This window comes from Novosphingobium sp. 9, assembly GCF_025340265.1.
Lineage (GTDB): Bacteria > Pseudomonadota > Alphaproteobacteria > Sphingomonadales > Sphingomonadaceae > Novosphingobium.
Genome location: NZ_CP022707.1, coordinates 1,016,837 through 1,037,801, shown reverse-complemented (window position 1 = coordinate 1,037,801; position 20,965 = coordinate 1,016,837). Strand labels below are relative to the sequence as shown.

The 20,965-nt window shown below is 63.0% G+C and carries 19 protein-coding genes; 7 read left to right on the top strand and 12 right to left on the bottom strand.

Features of this window, described 5'->3' with window-relative positions; all coding sequences use genetic code 11:
- The first annotated feature begins 56 nt into the window (after positions 1 to 56).
- Both CI805_RS05175 and CI805_RS05170 read left to right on the top strand, forming a co-directional pair.
- Positions 57 to 1,019 carry a phytoene/squalene synthase family protein gene (locus CI805_RS05175; RefSeq protein WP_260927826.1) on the top strand — a complete coding sequence of 321 codons (963 nt, stop codon included), beginning with the start codon at positions 57 to 59 and terminating at the stop codon, positions 1,017 to 1,019.
- A gap of 193 nt (positions 1,020 to 1,212) precedes the next feature.
- Positions 1,213 to 1,359, top strand: coding sequence for a lmo0937 family membrane protein (locus CI805_RS05170; RefSeq protein ID WP_260926858.1), 147 nt, complete (start codon positions 1,213 to 1,215; stop codon positions 1,357 to 1,359).
- Positions 1,360 to 1,405: 46 nt separating this feature from the next.
- On the opposite strand, the gene CI805_RS05165 is transcribed toward CI805_RS05170, so the two are convergent.
- On the bottom strand, positions 1,406 to 2,683 hold the full coding sequence (locus tag CI805_RS05165) for a multidrug effflux MFS transporter (RefSeq protein ID WP_260926856.1): 1,278 nt from the start codon (positions 2,681 to 2,683) through the stop codon (positions 1,406 to 1,408).
- Positions 2,684 to 2,767: 84 nt separating this feature from the next.
- Between CI805_RS05165 and dinB the strand changes: the two genes are divergently transcribed.
- Complete coding sequence (gene dinB / locus CI805_RS05160; protein ID WP_260926855.1) at positions 2,768 to 3,883, top strand: DNA polymerase IV; 1,116 nt, start codon at positions 2,768 to 2,770, stop codon at positions 3,881 to 3,883.
- 46 nt (positions 3,884 to 3,929) lie between these two features.
- Here dinB and CI805_RS05155 read toward each other — a convergent pair whose 3' ends face one another.
- The 5 genes from CI805_RS05155 to CI805_RS05135 form a co-directional block, all read right to left on the bottom strand.
- Positions 3,930 to 5,489: a right-handed parallel beta-helix repeat-containing protein gene (locus tag CI805_RS05155; RefSeq protein ID WP_260926851.1), complete on the bottom strand. Its 1,560-nt coding sequence runs from the start codon at positions 5,487 to 5,489 to the stop codon at positions 3,930 to 3,932.
- A gap of 188 nt (positions 5,490 to 5,677) precedes the next feature.
- Positions 5,678 to 6,313, bottom strand: a complete 636-nt coding sequence (locus CI805_RS05150) for a 6-phosphogluconolactonase (RefSeq protein ID WP_409934937.1) — start codon at positions 6,311 to 6,313, stop codon at positions 5,678 to 5,680.
- A gap of 80 nt (positions 6,314 to 6,393) precedes the next feature.
- Positions 6,394 to 6,852: a Dps family protein gene (locus CI805_RS05145; protein WP_260926849.1), complete on the bottom strand. Its 459-nt coding sequence runs from the start codon at positions 6,850 to 6,852 to the stop codon at positions 6,394 to 6,396.
- Positions 6,853 to 6,938: 86 nt separating this feature from the next.
- Positions 6,939 to 7,496, bottom strand: coding sequence for a hypothetical protein (locus CI805_RS05140; protein WP_260926847.1), 558 nt, complete (start codon positions 7,494 to 7,496; stop codon positions 6,939 to 6,941).
- 99 nt (positions 7,497 to 7,595) lie between these two features.
- Positions 7,596 to 8,648: a mannose-1-phosphate guanylyltransferase gene (locus CI805_RS05135; protein ID WP_260927821.1), complete on the bottom strand. Its 1,053-nt coding sequence runs from the start codon at positions 8,646 to 8,648 to the stop codon at positions 7,596 to 7,598.
- A gap of 249 nt (positions 8,649 to 8,897) precedes the next feature.
- Between CI805_RS05135 and otsB the strand changes: the two genes are divergently transcribed.
- Genes otsB through otsA form a run of 3 tightly spaced genes read left to right on the top strand, consistent with a single transcriptional unit; the run spans position 8,898 to position 12,993 of the window.
- Positions 8,898 to 9,686, top strand: coding sequence for a trehalose-phosphatase (gene otsB, locus CI805_RS05130; RefSeq protein ID WP_260926845.1), 789 nt, complete (start codon positions 8,898 to 8,900; stop codon positions 9,684 to 9,686).
- Positions 9,687 to 9,733: 47 nt separating this feature from the next.
- On the top strand, positions 9,734 to 11,533 hold the full coding sequence (locus CI805_RS05125) for a glycoside hydrolase family 15 protein (RefSeq protein ID WP_260926843.1): 1,800 nt from the start codon (positions 9,734 to 9,736) through the stop codon (positions 11,531 to 11,533).
- A 47-nt stretch (positions 11,534 to 11,580) separates the two neighbouring features.
- Entirely contained in the window at positions 11,581 to 12,993 is a 1,413-nt protein-coding gene (gene otsA / locus CI805_RS05120; protein ID WP_260926841.1) for an alpha,alpha-trehalose-phosphate synthase (UDP-forming), read from the top strand.
- A 19-nt stretch (positions 12,994 to 13,012) separates the two neighbouring features.
- Here otsA and CI805_RS05115 read toward each other — a convergent pair whose 3' ends face one another.
- The 4 genes from CI805_RS05115 to CI805_RS05100 form a co-directional block, all read right to left on the bottom strand.
- The gene (locus tag CI805_RS05115; protein ID WP_260926839.1) at positions 13,013 to 13,489 is read right to left on the bottom strand and encodes a glycosyltransferase; all 477 of its coding nucleotides are present in this window, start codon (positions 13,487 to 13,489) and stop codon (positions 13,013 to 13,015) included.
- On the bottom strand, positions 13,437 to 14,222 hold the full coding sequence (locus CI805_RS05110; RefSeq protein ID WP_260926838.1) for a hypothetical protein: 786 nt from the start codon (positions 14,220 to 14,222) through the stop codon (positions 13,437 to 13,439). The genes CI805_RS05115 and CI805_RS05110 overlap by 53 nt, the downstream gene beginning before the upstream one ends.
- A 139-nt stretch (positions 14,223 to 14,361) precedes the next feature.
- Complete coding sequence (locus CI805_RS05105) at positions 14,362 to 16,587, bottom strand: GumC family protein (RefSeq protein WP_260926837.1); 2,226 nt, start codon at positions 16,585 to 16,587, stop codon at positions 14,362 to 14,364.
- A gap of 14 nt (positions 16,588 to 16,601) precedes the next feature.
- On the bottom strand, positions 16,602 to 17,171 hold the full coding sequence (locus CI805_RS05100; protein WP_260926832.1) for a polysaccharide biosynthesis/export family protein: 570 nt from the start codon (positions 17,169 to 17,171) through the stop codon (positions 16,602 to 16,604).
- A 585-nt stretch (positions 17,172 to 17,756) separates the two neighbouring features.
- Between CI805_RS05100 and CI805_RS05095 the strand changes: the two genes are divergently transcribed.
- Positions 17,757 to 18,323, top strand: coding sequence for a hypothetical protein (locus CI805_RS05095; protein WP_260926836.1), 567 nt, complete (start codon positions 17,757 to 17,759; stop codon positions 18,321 to 18,323).
- Positions 18,324 to 18,400: 77 nt separating this feature from the next.
- Here the strand turns inward: CI805_RS05095 and CI805_RS05090 are convergent, their stop codons facing one another.
- Positions 18,401 to 19,534: a hypothetical protein gene (locus CI805_RS05090; RefSeq protein WP_260926835.1), complete on the bottom strand. Its 1,134-nt coding sequence runs from the start codon at positions 19,532 to 19,534 to the stop codon at positions 18,401 to 18,403.
- The gene (locus tag CI805_RS05085) at positions 19,531 to 20,919 is read right to left on the bottom strand and encodes an O-antigen ligase family protein (protein WP_260926834.1); all 1,389 of its coding nucleotides are present in this window, start codon (positions 20,917 to 20,919) and stop codon (positions 19,531 to 19,533) included. Before CI805_RS05085 ends, CI805_RS05090 begins: the two co-directional genes overlap by 4 nt.
- Positions 20,920 to 20,965: the final 46 nt, after the last annotated feature.

The following is a 20,965-nucleotide window of genomic DNA, read 5'->3' as shown; positions in this document are numbered from 1 at the left end:
ACCGCCGACGACGCCAACAACGCCGGAGCCTTCCCATCCCTGCCAGCAGCCCCACTCTGCCGAGCCGGGCCGCGCTTGTCCGCGCGGCCCATCGCTCGATCCGCAAGGGATCGAAAAGCTTTGCCGCCGCCAGCCGCCTGTTCGACCGCAAGACCCGCGAAAAGGTCTGGCTGCTCTACGCCTGGTGCCGCGCCTGCGACGATATTGCCGACGATCAGGACCATGGCCGCGCCCCGGCGCCGCGCCCTGTCGGCACCACGCTCGATCCCGAATCCCGGCTCGCCACCATCCGCACGCTCACCGAACTGGCGCTGGCGGGCGAGCCGACCGGGACGCCTGCCTTCGACGCCTTCGGGGTGCTCGCCCGCGAAGTGCCCTTGCTCCGCGACGTCGCGCCGGACGTGATCGAGGGTTTCGCGCTCGACGCTGCCGACTGGCGCCCGCGCAGCGAACGCGACATGCTGCGCTACTGCTATCACGTCGCCGGGGCGGTCGGCGTGATGATGGCGGCGGTGATGGGCGTCTCGCCCGAGGATGACGATACGCTTGACCGCGCCTGCGACCTCGGCATCGCTTTCCAGCTGGGCAATATCGTGCGCGACGTGTGGGAAGACGATGCTCGTGGGCGCTGCTACCTCCCCGTCGAGTGGCTGGTGGAGGCCGATATTCCCCCCGGCGAAGTGACCAAGCCGCACTACCGCCACGCGCTGGTCCCGCAGGTCGCACGGGCCTGTGCGCTTGCCTACGAGTACGAGGCCTCTGCCCGCGTCGGCGCGGCGCGCCTCGCCTTTCGCCAGCGCTGGGCGATCCTGTCCGCCGCGAACATCTATGGCGCGATTGCCCGCGAGGTCGAGGCGCGCGGTGCCCACGCCTGGGACCACCGGGTGACGACCACCAAGATGCAGAAACTGCGTTTCGTCACCTCGGCTTTCACCGAGGCCCAGCACCGCGCCCCTGCCCTGCGCCCGCATCCTGTGATTTCACGCCCGCAACTGCTGGAACTGGTCCGCAAGGCCTGAGAGTTCCGTTGAAAATTCGCGGAATGCGGATTTTACCGCACCAGTCCTCTCCCCCCGAGCAATCAGGCAAATGCGCGTAATTCGCCTGGGCTACGTGTCCTTGGAAACATTTTGGCAATAGCGGCATTTGTCGCGGGAGCCTGACGCACGGATCGTGCGTTTCGGTGTTCAGGATGCCAAGGAGAACAATCCCATGCTTTTCACCATCGCCGCGATCCTGCTGGTCCTCTGGCTGCTCGGCTTCGTCGTGTTCCACGTCGCCAGCTGGGCAATCCACCTCCTGCTGATCGTCGCCATTGTCGTCGGCCTCGTGCAGCTGTTCCGTGGCCGCAGGGTCTGACGAAGCTCGTCACTCCAACAAAAAGGGAGCCTTCCGGCTCCCTTTTTTATTCCGCCCCCTCGATACCCGCAGGTGAGATCTTGCCCTTGTAGAAGCCCGGCGGATTGAGGCGCCGGAACAGCTGCCCGCGCTCGGAAAACAGTACCAGGCCGATGCAGACCGAGCCGCAGACGACCATCGCCACCATGATCGGCACCGCCGAACCATCGTAGGCCTGCCCGATCAGCGCGCCCAGCACCGAACCCAGCACCATGCGCACGAACGACATGACCGAGGCCGCAGCCCCCGCCATGCGCGCGAAAGGCTGGAGCGAGATCGCCTGGAAGTTGGCACCGATAAAGCTCATCATGCACATCGAGATCGTCATCAGCGGCGCGAAGGTCCAGAACCCCTCGCCGTGCCATGCCAGCACCAGATGGATCACGGCGGTCACGATATAGACCATCATCGCGGCATGGCTGACGCGGCGCGCGCCGAACTTCTCGACGATGCGCGCATTGATGAAGTTCGTGCTCGCCATGATCAGCGCCATCGTCCCGAACACCACCGGGAACAGCGTGCCCATCCCGAAGTGCTCACCCACCAACTGCTGCGCGCTGTTGAGATAGCCGAACAGCGCCCCCTGCACGAAGGCCGCGCCGAGGAAATAGCCGAAGGCCTCGCGCACGGTGAAGGCCTTCACCATGTTGCGTCCGATCACGCCGATCTGCACCGGCTGGCGGTTTTCCTCTCGCAGGGTCTCGGGCAGACGCAGGATCGTCCACAGGAACACCAGCGCGCTGACAGAGGCCATGATGCCGAAGATCCAGCGCCAGCTGGCGAACAGCAGCACCGTCTGGCCGATCATCGGCGCCATCATCGGCATCACCATGAACACCATCGCCACCAGCGATTGGGTGCGCGCCATCTTGTCGCCCTCGAAACGGTCACGCAGGATCGTCATCGGCATGACCATCATGGCAGAGGCGAACAGGCCCATCACGGCGCGGGCGATCAGCAGCAGCTCGAAACTGCCCGCAATTGCGCAGGCCAGCGAGCTGACCGCATAAGCGCACAAGGCCCCGAGAATGACCGGGCGGCGCCCGAAACGGTCCGCCAGCGCGCCCGGCACCAGCGTGCCAAGGCCGCTGAAGATCAGGAACACCCCGATGATGTACTGGCGGGAATTGGGGTCGGTCTCGCCCAGATCGCGCGAAATCGTCCCCAGCGCCGGCAGCATGACGTCCACCGCCAGCGATTGCAGCATCTGGAAGCCGGCCATCATCGCCACGAATTCGAATTCGCCGATGGGGAAACTACGGGTCTGGGGGGAGTGCGATTCCATGCGCGTGCCAATGCATCAATTGCAGGACGGTTGCGAGTCTCGAGATGCCTCGCATTTCCGTCAGGAATGGCTATAAACCAGAACATGACAGCAACGCAATCCAGCGAAGAGGATGACGAGGCTGACGGCCTGCGCAAGATCATCCATGTCGACATGGATGCCTTTTTCGCCAGCGTCGAGCAGCGCGACGATCCCTCGCTGCGGGGAAAGCCGGTGGCGGTCGGCGGATCGTCAGGGCGCGGCGTGGTCGCGGCAGCCAGCTACGAGGCGCGCAAGTTCGGCGTACGCTCGGCCATGCCTTCCACGCGCGCGGCACGCCAGTGCCCGGACCTGATCTTTCGCAAGCCCCGCTTCGAGGTCTATCGCGCCGTCAGCCAGCAGATCCGTGCGATCTTTCATGACTATACGCCGCACGTCGAACCGCTCTCGCTCGACGAGGCCTATCTTGACGTGACCGACGATCTGAAAGGGATCGGCTCTGCCACGCGGATCGCGCAGGAAATCCGCCGCCGCATCCGCGAGGAGACGCAGCTCACCGCCAGTGCCGGGGTCTCGTACAACAAGTTCCTCGCCAAGCTCGCCAGCGACCAGCACAAGCCCGATGGCCTGTGCGTGATCCGTCCCGGAGAAGGGGCCGCTTTCGTGGCCGGACTGCCTGTGCGGCGCTTTCATGGCGTCGGGCCGCGCGGCGCGGAAAAGATGGCCGGGCTCGGCATAGAAACCGGCGCAGATCTTGCTGCGAAAGACCTCGCTTTCCTGCGCGCCCATTTCGGGAGCTTCGCCGATTACCTGTTCCGGGCGGCCAGAGGTGTCGACCTGCGCCGGGTCCGCGCGAACCGGCCGCGCAAGTCACTCGGTGGCGAACGCACTTTCGCGCAGAATATTTCAGGCGCAGACGCGCTGCGCGCCACGCTGGACGATATCATCGAGACGGTATGGGACCGGATCGAACGCGCCGAGGCCCATGGTCGCACCATTACGCTCAAGCTGCGCTACGCCGACTTCCGCACGATCACGCGGGCGCGGTCGGTCCCGCAACCGGTCACATCCAGCAGCGATTTCGCAGACCTGTCGCATGCCTTGCTGGCAGAACTGATGCCCCTGCCCCAGCCGGTCCGTTTGATGGGCCTGACACTATCCGCACTCGGCACTGATGATGCCGCACCCGGCAGTACGCCTGATCAACCCTCGTTGTTCTGAGTTCTGAGGCCATCGGCCCTCAGACATTCGAGGACGATCGTACCCGTCAGGTTTTCTGACAGGCGGCAGGCAGGGGATAGCGACGCAAGGCCTCTGGCACCGACATCGGCTTGGCCGGCCCATCGATGCGCACGATCTTCACTTTGGGATCGAGATGCGCACTGACCTTGGTGCCCGGCCAGACCGCCAGCGTATTATTCGCCATCGTCACCGAGAGTTCATCGGCGGAACCACCGTCCTTCATATGCAGTTCGCCGGTCTTGAGTCCCGCCAAAGTGCCGGCCTTCCCCTGATCTGCATTGGGAAACCCCGTTGCCCAATTGCCCCGGATCACATCACCGCGCGGCGCCTTCTGTTCCTTCGAGTAGAACGCCATGATCCACGAAGGCTCCTTGGGGTCCATTCCGACAACGACGTTGTTCTCGATGCGCGCGTTGTCCATGCCGTAAAGCGCGATCCCATGGTAAGCGCGTGGCAGTACCAGATTACAGGTAATGACGATATTCTTCCACACGCCGTCGAACATCGAAATGCCCTGCATCACCTCCTTGTCCGGAACGGCGCGTTCGCTGGTGTGATCGATGCAGACATTGTGATCGATCGTCAGCCCGGAATAGGGCCAGTGCCAACTGCTCGATTGCCCCTGCATGCAGTCCGGATGCAGGGCACCGTTGTTGTTCCAGTGATCGGTGATCCAGTTTCCGCGAATCCGCAGACGATCGCCGCTGAAGTCGATGCCATCGTCGGAGAAACCGGAGATACGGTTGTTCAGAACCTGATCGTCACGACCGCGAATGATCCCAACACCCGTGCGCACATCGTGAATGCGGCTGTTGCTGATCGTCATGCAATCGCCGCGCATCATCACGCCGTTGGGCGCATTGTCGTACCAGTCCTGCGGATCGTGCCCGGCAATGGGGGCGCTGGCGCCCAGATCCATGTGATCGTAGACCAGATTGTCGGGCATGAACTCGTTCTGAGGCGCCGCACCAACGAGCACACGCGTCGATTTCGGCCCCATCGGCCCTCGCACAACAAGCCCCTGCAAGATCATATGCGAGGAAAACGCCGTAACGATCCGGGTAAAGACCGGACGGGCGCCAGGCGCGGCCGCGATGCGCATGAAGCGCTTATTGACGATTCCGTTCAGAACGAGTTCGCCATAATCGCCCGATGCCAGCAGGATCGTATCGCCGCCGACGACCTTCCCGTCAGGGTTGGCCTGCTCGCGGTAGAACACGCCCGGCTGTGCGCCATCCGGCAACATCGGCAGCCGCATCGAACTGCGCAAGCGTTCGCCCAGCTTGCGCTTGCTCACGAGAGCGCCGAAGTTTCGCCAGGGATGCGCACGCGATCCATCGCCGCTGTCCGATCCCCGCACCGGATCCATGTAGAACACATGGCCGCCCGCTGGCATCACCGGGCGATCGCAAGCGACCTGGGGCGGAAGTGCCGGAGCACGGTTGGGCACATTGGGAACGGCCAGCACAGTTGCGGGCGACATGGTAGCGCCCAGCGACATCGCCAGTCCGACAACACCAGTGGTGCCGATGGAAGCGAGACGGGCAATCCCGCGACGAAGCCGGAGCGTCAGAAAATGATCCATTCCGGTGTTAAACGCCAAGGATCACCGCCCTACAAGCCGACTTGCGACGGACAGAGTGCAGTTTTCACTTTTCCCGCCCGCGCCCCCGACGGCACGCCCGGCGGATATGCAAAAACCCCTGTTCCGCTTGGCCTTACGCTTTCTGCGACTGCCCCGTCAGCAGTTGACTTGCCGCCGCCTGCCCCGCGTCAGCAGAAGCAGGTGATCCTCCCGGTAGCCGCTTTCAGAAGCCGCGACACGGGCAGGTCGTGCTCTCCCTGCACTGCGGCGTCGAACAGCGCACGTTTTTCGTCGCCGCGAATGACGAACATCATCTCGTCACTGTCGATGAGCGAAGGGATCGTCAGGCTCACCCGGTCAAAAGGCGCCTCGGGCGGCAAGGGATCGGGCGTAAGACGGCGCACGGCCTGCGGATCATCCACTTGCGGGTCGGTGTTGGGAAAGAGCGAGGCGATATGCCCGTCCGCGCCCATTCCCAACCAGGCAATGGTGAAATGAGGCGGGACAGCTTCTTCGGTCAGCGGCACGATCACCGCTCCCACCGGTTCGAGGCGAGCACGGATCTTGCCCACGTTGGAAGCCGGATGGCTTTCCTCGACGATGCGATCATCGCCCGGCCAGACCGCGATCCGCGACCAGTCGAGATCTTCGTGCGCGAGGATATCGAAAATGGGAAATGGCGTGGAACCGCCGGGCACTGTCACCGCAATCGGGCCATCAGTGGCAGCCAGCGCGTGCTTCAGGCGATCGGCGAACCAACGGGCAATGGCGGCATCGTCAGCGTGTTCAACGATGGTGACGGCAGGTATCTGGGTGTCGGACATATGGGGAGTGCCTAGCACTCCCCATGCATCTCGCGAAGCCGGTTTCGCAAGCGTTAGCACGCGAGACCGGGCAAGTGTTATCAGGCGATGATTTCGCGCAGGAACCATGCGCGTTCCTCGGCCTGATCGGTCCAGTCATCGACGATCCCGTCGGTGGCGTTGTCGCCCGCCTCGCCTGCGGCTTCCTTCACTTCGCGAAGGCGCTTCACGTATTCGAGGTTGTCCTCATAGAGTTCACGGACCATCGCCATGGCATCGAGATCGGTCGAATCCTGCGGCTTGATGCGCGTCTTGGAGACAACCGAATCCGGGCTGGTCAGCGTCTTGCCGCCCTGCTTGCGCACACGCTCTGCCACGACGTCGGTCAGTGCGAAGATCTGGCCCGCCTGCGCGTCAAACAGCAGGTGCAGGTCATGGAACTGCGGCCCCTTGACGTGCCAGTGGAAATTCTTGGTCTTGATATAGAGCGCGAGCGTATCGGCCAGCAGCCCGTTGAGGCTGTCCACCAGCGCGCCTTGGGCGTTGTCCTTGGAAGTCATCGTCTCGTTCCCCTTTGTTCAATGCGTCACACTATTTAGGCTCAAGAACCCGAAGCAGAAGGGTTTGTTTCAATCGAAATTACCGATCACCCAATGCCGAGATTTGCGATTGCCACCAGCGCGGCGACCAGCATCAGGGTTGCCCCCACGCCGCGACGAACCCATCGTGCGGACAGCGTGTAGAGCCAATCCGGCTGGCTCCACGCCAGCACGGCAAGTGCCGCGCCGGCAAAAGCCCCTGCCAATCCCGACACCAGCGGCGCGGCCATTCCCACCGCCATCGCCAGCACCACGAAACGCGCCGCATCGGTAATCTGCTGCGCGACGAGAACTAGCGCCAGCGCGCCAAGCGACAGCGTCGGCTCCAGAAGCGTCTTACGGGGGACGACAAGCAGCGACTCCACGCCGGCAATCGCCAGTGCCATTGCCGCGAATATCCCGCGTGCCGGTGGTGGCAGGTGCCCGAGCATCCACAGTCCCGCCCACGCGGCAAGCCCTGCCGTGAGGAACGCACAGACCATCCCTGTGAGCAGCACACCGGGCCTTTGTCCCTGCACGCGCGCCAGCGAGGCCATGGTAATCTGATCCCGCGCACCAAACCCCGCGAGCAGAACTGCCAGAAACGTGAGATAGAACGCGGGCACGGGCGAACGCTCCGATCGGAAAGCCGGCAGAAGAAAGCGCGGGCGAACAGGATAACGGCACGGCTACCCGAGCCCCGCCGGTTCGTCCATCATATGTGCCTACTGGTTCCGTGCCCCCGAGAGCTTTCCGACTTTCTGCACACCCGCCGTCGTGGTGATGAGGATATCATCGCCGTCGACCACGACGATGGCATTCTCCAGCCCGATCACCGAAACGCGCGGCCCGTCGCTGTCTACCAGCACATTGCGGCAATCGACCAGTTCACCCACGCACCCGCGGATGCTGTTGCCGTCGCTGTCGCGCGGCACCGCGTCATGGAGCGCCGCCCAATTGCCGATGTCTGACCATTCCATGTCCGCCGGGACCATCGCCGCGCGGGCAGTCTTTTCCATGACCGCATAGTCCACCGATTCGCTCTCCACCGCCGCGAAGAGCTCCGCGTCGGGGTGGAAGCGATGCCCCTCGGTCCACCCGGACTCCACGGCCTTGCGCACCGCCGCGTCGATATCCGGGCGATGGGTCGCCAGTTCACGCAGGAAATCCTTTACCCGGAAGGCGAAAATCCCGCCGTTCCAGGCATAGTCGCCCGCCGAAAGAAACGTCCGCGCGGTTTCCAGATCCGGCTTTTCAACGAACTGGGCAGTGCGGAAGCCCTTGGCGCCCGAACCGCCGAGGATTTCCTCGCCCTGACGCAGGTAGCCAAAGCCGGTCTCGGGCGCGGTCGCTTCGATCCCGAACGAGACCAGCCAGCCTTCCGAGGCCAATTGCGAGGCTGCGACGGCAGCCGACGCGAAAGCGTCCGGGCGGCCGATCCAGTGATCGCTGGGACACACCAGCATGATCGCATCCTCGGGCAAGCGGTTCGCCGCCAGCGCGATGGCCGCGGCGGTATTGCGCGCGCAGGGCTCGACGATCACGCTCGGCTGCTCGACATCGCCCAGTTGCGCCTCGACATGATCGAGATGCAGCGCCCCCGTCACCACTACCGGTCCTGCGAAACCGATCGAAGGCGGACAGCGCGCGATCGTCGCCTCGAACAGCGTCAGTTCGCCAATCAGCGGCAGAAAAGGCTTGGGCCGGGACACCCGGCTACGCGGCCACAAACGCGTACCGCTTCCTCCGCAGAGGATCACCGGAACCACAGTGTTCATATATTCCCCCAGACACTCGGGCGGCGCCGGACAGGTCTCGGCGCGAACGACGGCAAAGCCGAATACTATGCGCATATTGTGCTATTCATTTTTCTGCGATGCAACATTCATGCGACCACGCATCGTCTCAAAACCGGAACCGGTCATCTGCTCATGCGTTCGCAGTCGCGGCGGGTGACTTTCGTCCGCCTGTCATCCGAATGCCCCAAGGGGTGGCCTTTTCCGGATCAAGGTGCAAGACTGACCACAATGACCCATCCCAGCGAAACCTTCTCGCGGGCGGGGAGCGACGCTGCCGTCGCCGATCTGCCCCCTCCCCCGCCGCTCACCGTCTCGTCCGAGACCGCGCTGTTCCTCGACTTCGACGGGACGCTGGTCGAGATTGCCGACCACCCGGACCTGGTGCGCGTGCCCGAAGACCTCGGCGCGCGGATCGAGGCGCTCTCCCGGCGACTTGAAGGACGTCTGGCCATCATCACCGGCCGTTCGATTCAAGCGCTGGAGGCGCTGCTTGGCCCACTCGACGTTGCGATCGCCGGATCGCATGGCGGCGAATTCCGCGAGACCGGCACCAGTGCGGTCGTGCCGCTTGCCGAACCGCTGCCTGCCCGCGCAGTCGAGGGCCTTCGCGCTTTTTCCGAGGCGAACGGTGGCCTGATCGTCGAAGCCAAGCCCTTCGGCGTGGCCGTCCACACGCGCACGCATCCGCATCTGCTGGATCAGCTTATCGAGCTTACCGAATCGCTGGCGGCCGAACTCGGGATCAAGACCAAGCGCGGCAAACAGGTGGTCGAACTGGTCATGCCCGGATCGGACAAGGGCAGCGCCGTCGACAAGTTCATGAGCCTGCCGCTGTTCGCCGGCACCAAGCCGCTGTTCCTGGGCGACGACGTGACCGACGAGGACGCCTTCAAAGTCATGGAGCGCCATGGCGGCGCCGGCGTGCTCATCGGCCCGCCGCGCGCCACGGCTGCGCACTGGCGCCTCAACAGCGTGGCTGCCGTGCATGACTGGCTGCGTGGAGCAGACCAGGCTTGACCGTACCTTCACAGAACACCCCTGCTGCAACCAAGGAGCCCGCCCGCATGAGCACGCTCGAACTCTGGCCCATCGGCAACTGCCAGGTCTCCGGCCTGATCGACGAGGCAGGCGCGCTCGTCTGGGGCTGCGTCCCCCGTGTGGACGGCGACCCGACCTTCTGTGCGCTGCTGCGCGGCGACAAGGGGCAGGACGCCGGGACCTGGCGCTTTGAGCTGGAAAATCAGGTGTCGGCCACGCAAGGCTACGTGCGCAACACCCCCATCCTCGTGACCCGGCTGGAAGACGCCAACGGCGGGATCGTCGATGTGATCGACTTCTGCCCGCGCTTCGAGCGGCTCGGGCGCACCTATCGCCCGATCGCCTATGCGCGCATCGTCAAGCCGGTGAAAGGCTCGCCCCGCATCCGTGCGATCCTCACCCCGATGAGCGGTTATGGCAGCCATCTGGCACAGATCACCCACGGCTCGAACCACATCCGCTATCTGGTGGAACGCAACACCCTGCGCCTTACCACCGATGCACCGGTGGGCTACATCCTCGACGAGCGCTACTTCCGCGTCGAGCGGCCCCTGCACTTCTTCCTCGGCCCCGATGAGCCGTTCGTCGGCGACGTCAGCCACGAACTGGAAACGATGCGACTGCTTACTCAGTCTTACTGGATGAACTGGGTACGCGGCCTTGCCACGCCGATGGACTGGCAGGACGCGGTTATCCGCGCCGCGATCACGCTGAAGCTGTGCCAGCATGAGGAAACCGGCGCGATCGTCGCCGCGCTCACCACCTCGATCCCCGAAGCGCCCGGCTCCCAGCGCAACTGGGACTACCGCTACTGCTGGATTCGCGACGCCTACTATACGGTTCAGGCGCTCAACCACCTCGGTGCGCTCGACGTGCTGGAAAAGTACCTCGCCTATCTTCGCAACATCATCGACGATGCCGAAGGCGGCGCGATCCAGCCGCTCTATGCTGTCAGCGGCGGACGCGAGATCATCGAGTGGGAAGCCAAGGATCTTGCCGGCTATCGCGGTATGGGCCCCGTGCGGATCGGCAACGCGGCCTACTACCAGATTCAGAACGACTGCTATGGCCAGATCGTCCTCCCCTCGATCCAGGCCTTCTCTGACGAGCGCCTTTTGCGCCCGGCAACGCATGACGACTTCGCCAGCCTCGAACGCGTGGGCGAAATGGCCTGGAAGACCCACGATCAGCCCGATGCGGGCCTGTGGGAACTGCGCACCCGCACGGCCGTCCACACTTACACGAGCGTGATGTGCTGGGCCGCGTGCGACCGCCTCGCCAATGCCGCCGAGCACCTCGACCTCACCGAACGCGCCGATCTATGGCGTGATCGCGCAGACACCATTCGGGCCACCATCGACGAGAAGGCCTGGCACGAAATCGAAGGACATACGGCGGGCGGCCACTATGCCGCCAGCTTCGGCGGCTCGCAGCTCGATGCCAGCCTGTTGCAGATGGTCGAGCTGCGGTTCGTCGACGCCGCCGATCCGCGCTTCCAGTCGACGCTGGAGGCGGTACAGAACGCGCTACGGCGCGGCGAGCACATGCTGCGCTATGACAACGAAGACGATTTCGGCCTGCCCGAAACCGCTTTCAACATCTGCACCTTCTGGCTGATCGAGGCCCTGCATCGCTCCGGAAACGATGAGGAAGCACGCCGCCTGTTCGAAGCGATGCTGAGCCACCGGACGAAATCGGGACTTCTGTCCGAGGACATGGACTTCGAGACGAGTGAGCTTTGGGGGAACTTTCCCCAGACCTATTCGCTTGTTGGTATCATCAACTGTGCCGGGCAATTGTCCCGGTCCTGGCGGGACTGGCGCTGAGGCGCGCCTCCTGCGGGCGCTGTGTAAAGCGCGAATAGGGGCAGAAAATGAAACGACTTGTCGTGATCTCCAACCGGGTTTCGGTGCCCAAGGCTGCGGGCGCAGCCGGCGCGCAAGGGGGGCTTGCCGTGGCGCTCAATTCTGCACTGCGCGAGCATCGCGGTATCTGGTTTGGCTGGTCGGGGCAGGAAACCGAGGAGTTCACCGGCCACCTCGACATGCAACGCAACGACGATGTCACCACTGCAACGATCGACCTGGAACCCCAGGACGTCGAGGAATACTACAACGGCTATGCCAACCGGACGCTCTGGCCGCTGTTTCACTATCGTATCGACCTGACCGAATACGACCGCAATTTCGGCGAAGGCTATGAACGCGTCAACGAACGCTTCGCCGACAGCGTATCCCCCCTGATCGAGCCTGACGATCTTGTGTGGATCCACGATTATCATCTGCTGCCACTGGGCTCGATGCTGCGTCGACGCGGGATAAAGAACCGCATCGGCCTGTTCCTGCATACGCCCTGGCCGCCGACACGCCTGCTGACCTCGCTGCCGTTCCACGAGCGACTGGTATCCTCGATGCTGGAGTGTGACGTGATCGGCTTCCAGACGACCGAGTGGCTGGAAAGCTTCCTGCACTACGTCCAGAAGGAAATGGGGCTGAAGGTCGGCCTCGACAACACCATCGAATACAATGGCCGCAAGGTACTGGCCCGTGCTTTCCCGATCGGGGTCGATTACGAAGAATTCACCGAAGCCTCACGCGGCGCCGAAGCGCAGGAGGCCTATGAGCGTCTGAAATCCAGCGTCCGCGGCCGCAAGATCATGATCGGTGTCGATCGCCTCGACTATTCCAAAGGCCTTGGCGAACGTTTCGAGAGTTTCGGGCGCTATCTGGGCGACCATCCCGATAACGCCGGAGACGTGGTACTCCTCCAGATCGCCCCGCCTTCACGCGGGGATGTCGCCAGCTACCAGCAGATTCGCGAAGATCTCGAACGCAAGACCGGCCACATCAACGGGGCCCATGCGGACGTCGGCTTCGTCCCCATCCGCTACGTCAACCGCGGCTATCCGCGCGCACAACTCGCGGGGTTTTACCGGGCGGCCGACATCGGGCTCGTTACTCCCCTGCGCGACGGCATGAACCTCGTTGCCAAGGAATACATCGCCGCGCAGGATCCGGAGAATCCCGGCGTGCTGATCCTCTCGCAATTCGCAGGCGCCGCGCACCAGCTCAAGGATGCACTCCTCATCAACCCGCACTCGATCGAGCATGTCTCCGAAGCTATAGAACGCGCACTCACCATGCCTCTGGCCGAACGCAAGAAGCGGCACGAGAAACTGCTCGCATCGGTCCGTGAACAGGATGTGATTCGCTGGCGCGAGGATTTCGTGAATGCGCTGGCCGCCAAGACGCCAGCAGCGGCAAGCGAAGTCGCAACTCCCGCCTGACCCACGGGCGCAAGACGAGCTATCCTGCGGTTGCGGCCATCCGCAGGCCCGATGCAAAAGCCTCGCCGATGCTGGCACGTTGAAAGCGTCTGGCCTCGGCACTGCCTTGCCACCGCGCAAGACTGGCCTTGAGCTGCGCCTCTTCCTCGATGGCCCGGCGCATACCTAGCGCGATCGACCGGGGGTCGCGGGCATCGACGGCAATCGCGAAGTCGTGACCGTCAAAATAGCCGTCAACCGCTGTCCCTTTCGGGTAAACGATGGGCAGACCGGCAAACAGCGCCTCGATGAATACGAGCCCGAAGCTCTCGCGCAATGAAGGACATACGAACGCGCGCGCCTGCCGCATGCGCTGGCGCAGGGCCGAGCGGTCAAGCGCGCCTTCCAGATGCGTTCCGGCATGCGCGACCACGATATCCCGGCAGGCGCCGACCTGCTCCTCGTTACCGCCACCGATCACGCCAAGCCGGGCATGAAAGCCTTCTCCGTCGAGCAAACGAAGCGCCGCGACCATACCTTTCAGATTCTTGCGCGCGTGATTCTTGAGATGGAACGCGGTGATCAGCCCCTCGCCCCCGCAAGGGGGGCAGCGGCTCGTCAAGATCGGTCGGGCATGGCAGGGCAATACAAGGCCCGCTTCGCGCCCCCAACCTGCCTTCGACCTGCCGCAGCGACCAGGGCGCAAACGGAAAGACCATGGCCGCGCCATGGAATATCCCGGCAAAGGCGCGCTTCAGGTCCGGACGCGCGGCCAACACCTTGGTGTCGGTATCCCCCTGGATCGACAGAGCATATGGCCGGTCGAGCAAAAAGGCCGCGCGCTGAACCGCGATACCCTCGATCGACAGCTTGTGCGCCACCAGAAGATCCGGCACGCGGCCGGAAGCCCGCAGATCGGCAGCCAGTTCTTCACCGACCTGCCGCATGAGCGTTGCGAGAAACAGGCCCCGACCGGGCGCCTCGTATTCGATCGCCTCTCCCCATTCGAACGGTTGTGCCCGCATCGTCAGGCCAGGCTTTCCCAGCCCTGCAATCACCGATTTGCCAAACGAAAGCGCTGACGGCGACTGGCGGTTCAGCGAATAGACGCGATGGCTGAAATCATTTTGCGTCAGTTCCAGCAGAGTGCGGATGACCGGCGTCTTGAACGCAACGATCGGATCCGGAAAGTCGCAGGATACATGCACGACATCGAGATGCCGCTCACCGGTCGGTGTCGATGCAGACATGAGATTTCCTTAGGTCCGTTTGAAAATTCGCGGAATGCGGAATTTTACGGCACCAAAAACAAAGGGGGCCTCTTAGGCTTCGACACAACCGCCAAGAAAGAGGAGACCCATGACCCCCCTTTTTTTAATTATATATGTGTCAGTTTTCTTTTCCGTATGAATAGTAGTTGTATGCATATTCGTATGAGTGCCCGGCTTCCTGAGCGCGGTACTTGGTGAGGACGGCGCCGATGACCTTGGCGTGGACCTGTCCGAGGCGGCGCATCGCGGCCTTGGCCTGGCCGAAGTGCGAACGGTTGGCCTCGACCACGAAGACGATGTGATCGGCGACGCGGCCGATCAGCACCGCGTCGGCCAGACCGATCACCGGCGGCGAATCGATCAGCACCAGATCGTAGGCCTTGCGATGGCTCTCGATGAACTGCGCAAAGGCCGCCGACGAGAGGATTTCCACCGGGTTGGGCGGGATATGCCCGCACGGGATCACGTCCATGCTGCCGGACACCGACACCGCCACGTCCTCGAACGTGCGGTGCCCCAGCAGCACGTCGACCAGACCATGCTCGGCCTTGCGACCGATCAGCGCCCGCCCGATCGTGGGCTTGCGCAAGTCTGCGTCGATCACCAGCACCCGGCGGCCCAGCGCCGCGTACTGACCTGCCAGCGAAGTCGAGGTCGTCGTCTTGCCTTCCGAGGCCTGGCTCGAGGTGAACTGGATCACGCGGTGCGGGATCGCCGGGGCGGCATATTCGATCGCCGTGCGCAGCGAGGCATAAGCCTCCGACAGCGCCCCTGCGCGACCCATCGCCTCCTCCAGCTTGTCCACCTCGACATGCGGCGTGATCCCCAGCAGGTGCACGCCCAGCTTGGCTTCCACGTCCTCGGGCGAGTGCAGGCTGTCGTCGAGCATCTCGCGCAGCAGCGCAGCGCCGAAGGCCAGCACGATACCCGCGCCCAGCGCCAGCATCATGTTCTTGTAGATGTTGGGCGAGACCGCCGAGGCCGGGGCTTCGGCCGTATCCAGCAGCGTCAGATTGTTCGCATGGATATCCGAGGCCGAAGCGATCTCGTTGTAGCGCTGCATCAGCGAGGTCATCTGCTGGCGCAACGCATCGGTGTTGCGGTTCAGCAGGCTGTATTCGACCTGGCGATCCTGCTCGGCAAGCGTCTGGCTCGAGACCTTCGTGATCTCGGTATCCATCGCCCCTTCCTGCTGCTTGGCCACCTCGTACTGCGCCTTGATCGACGCCTTGATCTGGCTGGCCGTCTGCGCGATCTGCTGGTCGAGCGAGTGGATCTGCATCGTCAGCTCGTCAACCTGCGGATAGCCCGCCTTGTAACGCTGCTTCAGCTGCGCCAGCTGCCCGGCCAGATCCGCACGCTGCCCCTGCAGCGTCTGGATCGCCGAGTTCTGCTGCACCTCGGGAATGCTCAGCGCCGGCATGCCGGACACCACGTTCCAGTGCTGTTCGGCCTGGATCCGCGCCGATACCAGTCCCGAACGGGCACTGTTCATCGACATCAGCGTCGCCCCGGTCAGGGTCTGGGCGCCACCGCCGCCGCCGCCGCTCTGGCCGTCGCTCGAACCGCCATCGCCGCCGCCGCTTCCGCTGCCCATCGGCATGATCAGCTGGTTCGCACGCGCATAGTTCACCGCCTGCATTTCCGACTTGGCCAGCTGGTCGCGCGTCGCATCGATCTGCTGCTGCAGGACCTGGCGCGCGTAGCTGTTGGTATCCATCGAACGCTGCGCGTCATCGGCCACGAACAGGCTGGCGTAGGCATTCGCCAGACGCGCCGCCTCCTCGCGACCGGGCGACTTGTACGAGATCGCCATGATCCGCGTATCGCCCGGCGCATCGACCGACACGTTCGCCGCGATCTTGCGCGCCGCCCGATCCAGACGGGCCTGCCGGGTCTGCAGCTTGCCATCGCCCTTGTCGTCGCCAACAAATGCCGGATCGCGATCCAGACCCAGCTTATCGGCGACCCGCAGCGCCATCGAATGGCTGCCGATCACCGCCGAAAGCGTCTTGAGATAGCGCGGCAACTCGTTCGAGGCGATCATCGGGTTGGCCAGGTCCTGACCTTCCACGATCTGCCCCATCTGCTGGTCGACCCGCACCGTCGCCGTCGCCTGGTAGACCGGCCGCATCAGCAGCGTCGCCACCAGACCCAGCACCAGGCACACCAGCACGATCCCGCCGACGACATAGCGCTGGCGCCACAGCGCCCCGCGCACCTGCGCCATGCTGATCATCCCTGCGCCCTGCGCCGCCGCAGGATAGTCTCCCGCGCCCCGTTCGTCGGCTATGTAACGATCCGCCCAGGATGACGCCACAGGCGCCAGTTCATGATTATCCATGGAGATCCAGACCCTTACAAACGCGTGAAAATGGCAAGAGCCGGAAGCGACTTGACCAGATCCTGCCAGGCCTGGGTCATGCCCGAAAGCCCCACCACGACCCGGTCACCCGGCATCAGCACCGGGTCGATCATCGTCCCGGCCTGAACTGCCGAATAGTCGAACACCGCAACGCTCTGCCCCTGCGCATCGTGGCGGAAGATCACCACCTGCTTCATCTTGGCGACATCGCTGGTGCCGCCCGCCAGCGCCACCGCGCTCGACAGACGGGCCTCGCCCGCAAACGGATAGACCCCGGGCTTCTCCACAGCGCCCTCGACCGACACCAGGTGCGAGGCATACTGCTGAAGGTTGACCGTCACCTGTGGCGAGACCAGATATGTCTTCGACAGACGCTGCGTCACCTGCTGCGAAAGCTGCGCCGGCGTCAGGCCCGCCGCCTTGATCGTTCCGATCAGCGGCAGCGCAATCGTCCCGTCCTCGGCAATCGGCGTCGCATCCAGAGACAGGTCAGCCTCCCGGAAAACCTGAACCGAAATCACGTCCCCTGCACGAAGAACACCGTTCCCCGCACCCGGAGACACGAACGCCTCCTGCCCCTGGGACGTCACAGCAGGCGGCGATATACGGCCCACAACCGGCGGCGCCGGCGTGCTCCCGCACCCCGAAAGCGCCAGACAAACCAAAGCGCACGGAACACTCCGAGCCCAAATATCCCAGACCCTCAAGCCATGTCCCCGTCTACAAATACGAATACGAAACAACCCTTAAACTCACACTCCAAAATCAGCAAGATACACAAAATTCGAATATCACCTTTCTGCGCATCGAGGAAAAATTGCACCAGAATCCAAATACCGCACTCAACATCCCATTTTCACTGGATAATTAGGACATTCATATCAAAAAAATTGACGTAATTTAGAATATAAGCAGGGATTTATAGAAATTTTCGGAGATTGACTTATCTGGCAGAAAATATCAGCCCAAAGCCCCTTCGCATTTCAGAAAATATGGCGAAAAACAGCGCTCCACGCGAAACAGGTTTGCCCCAATTGCAATCCTGGCATCCATTCCACGACTGCCAATTTATGCTAACAACGCTCTTGTCTGCGTAAAATGCAGAGCCGCCTTCCCGCGACGCAACGCCAACCGGATAAAACAGCCAGATGTCTCCAGCAGCCCTGTTCGCCATCATCCTTTATGCGCTGTGTGCGGCCGTCACGCTACGCACGGCCCTTTTCGGCATCGGCAGGAGTCTTCCGACAAAAGACAAGATCAACTGGTGGCTGATGATTGGGCTGTTCGTCGTGATGATCTGCATGCGGCTGTTCAACGTCGAACAGAATTTTTCCGATACGATGCGCGGCATCGCCAGGGCAGATCAGGTCTATTCAGAAAGGCGTGACCTGCAGACCCCGCTTGTCCTGCTTATCATCGCAGTGACAACTGGAGCCTCCTGCTGGATCCTGTACAAGACCTCGAAGCGCCGTGCAGCCATGCATCCGGCCGCCCTTATGATACTGGCCTCGCGGATTGCAGCAGTGGCAGAGATACTGCTGGTTACCCTTCGGATGATATCGCTGCATGGGGTCGATGCCCTGCTTTATCACGGCGGCATCCTGCGACCGAACTACCTCATCGACCTTGCCGCATGCCTGACGATTGCCGGCACAGCATGGAAATATCGTCAGATTCTCAGCGCACCAGTGCGCAAGACCCGGCATTCAAGATAGAGGGCCAGCCAAAATAAAGGCCTGCAACCGGTCATCGCCTTCCAACGCAAGGCGATGACCGGTTGCAGGCCTTGCCTTCACCCTTCCGAAGAAATACGCAGGCCCTCGATATCTCCCGGAGAGGCGGTGAGAATGAGCTTCTGAGCGCGACATCCCGCAGCGGGGATCTGAAAGAGGCTTCCTCCATTGCTCGCCGCCCCGGCAAGCGGAACGCCGTCAGGCAGACAGAACATGGCGACCGAAACTCCTCGTGCACCGCTGCCCGACGCATTCGCGGACAGCTTTAGCAGATGCGCCCCCGACGCCAGCGTGACAATGCGTTCCGCAAACTTTGCAGGCACCGAACCGCCATTGTGAACGCTAAGTGAAACGTCGCCTCCGCTTCCTTCGAGGTCGGCAGATACTGCCGAGTTCTGAGTCAGCTGCCACCCGAACGGCCCTGTATCCCCGGTAGGAGCAGATGATACAAAGCGAACATCACCGGGCTGCGACGGCGCCGAATTACGACTGCAGCGCCCGTTCCAGAGCGCCTGTGCAAGCTCGGCATCACCATCCGACACGACAACCTTGCGCGCCACATCAGCCATCTGCCCGCAGTCAAATCTGGCTCCATGCGCCTGAGCAGCCATCGCAACAGATGCCGCCTGCTGCGGCGTAAGGTTGCCTGCGATCCAGCGCATCATCCCATCGCGCGCCGGTATATTGCCCGCCAGTTGCTGAGCAAGCGCCGCTCGTCCCTGCTCGGTCTGTGCGACCAGATGGGTAAGATCGTTCAGCGTCTGCCGATCGTTCACCACCGCCCAAAGCGCGGCCAGGCGCTGCGCAGCGATATCCCACGCCCCGGCCTGCGCCCCAGCCCGCACCATCGTCGCCTGAACGACCGGATCACGCCAGCCCCGTCCTGCGGCAAAGGCCATCGCCTGCTGGCCCACGGCATCGTTGCCAGCGGCGATTTCAGCCAATGCCAAAGCCCTGAGATGCTCAGCCGGGACCGGGCGCTGACGCAGCAATTTACGCGCGTCATCTAATTGCTCGCCGTCCAGAGACTGGCTTCCGGCCCCGTCCACCTCATTTTCCAAAGCAAACGACTGAAAGAGCGCTGGAACGTAATCGTCCAGCGACGAGTCCATCCGGGCCGATCGATCCAGTTCCACACCGACAACCAGCATGCCGACGAACGCCAGCGCCAGGATCCATACCAGCCGCTTCATGCTGCTGACTCCATATTACGCGGTCGAAAAGCCGTCGCGCAGAGAGCGAACAACAGGCCAGCCACGCAAAGATTGGCCTGATTGCGAAGCGGATAGTCGATGCCCGATTGCAGGATGAAGCATCCCAGCCCTACCGCAGAGGCCCATAGCGTCCAGCGATCTTCCCGCTTGCGAACGCACCAGACCGACGCAAGAACCGCCAACACCCAGGCCAGTGCGATCAGTTCCGCAAAAGGACCGGATTCCACAGCCATCTCGATATAATCGTTGTGCGCCCGCCCGGCACGACGCTCAGTCACATATTCAAGCGATTCGTCAGCCTGGAAAACCTCGTCGAAAGTTCCCGTGCCGGCGCCAACAGGCCAATAGCGCTTGGCCGAATCGATCGCATCCGCCCAGATTTCCGGGCGCTGGTCCTTCAAGTTCTGGTAACGCTCGAAGGTGGAGGCAAGCCTGCCACCGCCGGCCCCGGCCACCGCGCCAATAACCAGCAGACCGCCGACAGCAAACACCAACAGCCAACCCCGCGATATCCCCTGCCTTACGCCTTGGCGGTCCTTTCCGATCCACTCCTTTCTGGTTGCCCACAGCCGAACAAGGCAGAAAAGAACCGGCAGCAAGAGCAGGGCCGTTCCCGACCGCGACATCGTGCCGATCACACCCAGACCAAGCAGCGCGAAAAGCCCCACCCGCAAAGCCAGATTGGCAAGGGTCACCGAACGCAGAGGCAATATGCAAAGTATCGCCAGCGCGACATCGAGAAACACCCCGGCCGAATTGCGATTGGCAAACGTCCCGTGGACGACCTTGGTCATACCAAGGTCATTGGTCGCATAGATCAGCGGCACCGCCCCGCTGAGCTGGAATACGCCCAGCAAGACACTGCCAAGCGCAAGGATAGCCAGCGTCCATAGCAGCCGGTGGCGATCCCGCCCCGAAATACCCCAGCCCAGCACCAGAACCGTTGCCGGCACGATGGTCCCGACAAAAGCCGTAAGCGTGCGCATGGAGTCCATGGAGACAGGGAACCAGGCGCCTTGCGGGTCGGTCACAAGAGACAGCGATTGCTCGACGATATCCCGGCCGGGCAATCGGCTCCACATCGCATAGGGCAGCGGCACAAGCTGCAACAAGGGCCACAACATCGTCAGAACAAGCAGGCCAAGCACCGGCCACGGCGCATGACGGAAAAAGCGCGCAACGACATGGCCGTTGAGCGCCAGCAGCACCAATGCGAGGATCTGGACGCATGCATTGGCAAGGCCATATCCCACCCCACCTCCGCCGAACAGCAAGGCGGCCACCAAGAGAAACTGCAAATGCACGACACGCTGCTTCCATAGCGGCGTGTGTCCGCGGGCAGCATAGGGGGACTGGGCTCTCACGGCTGACCGCTCCTTATTGGCCTGTTGCGTGGCCTGCACATCTTTC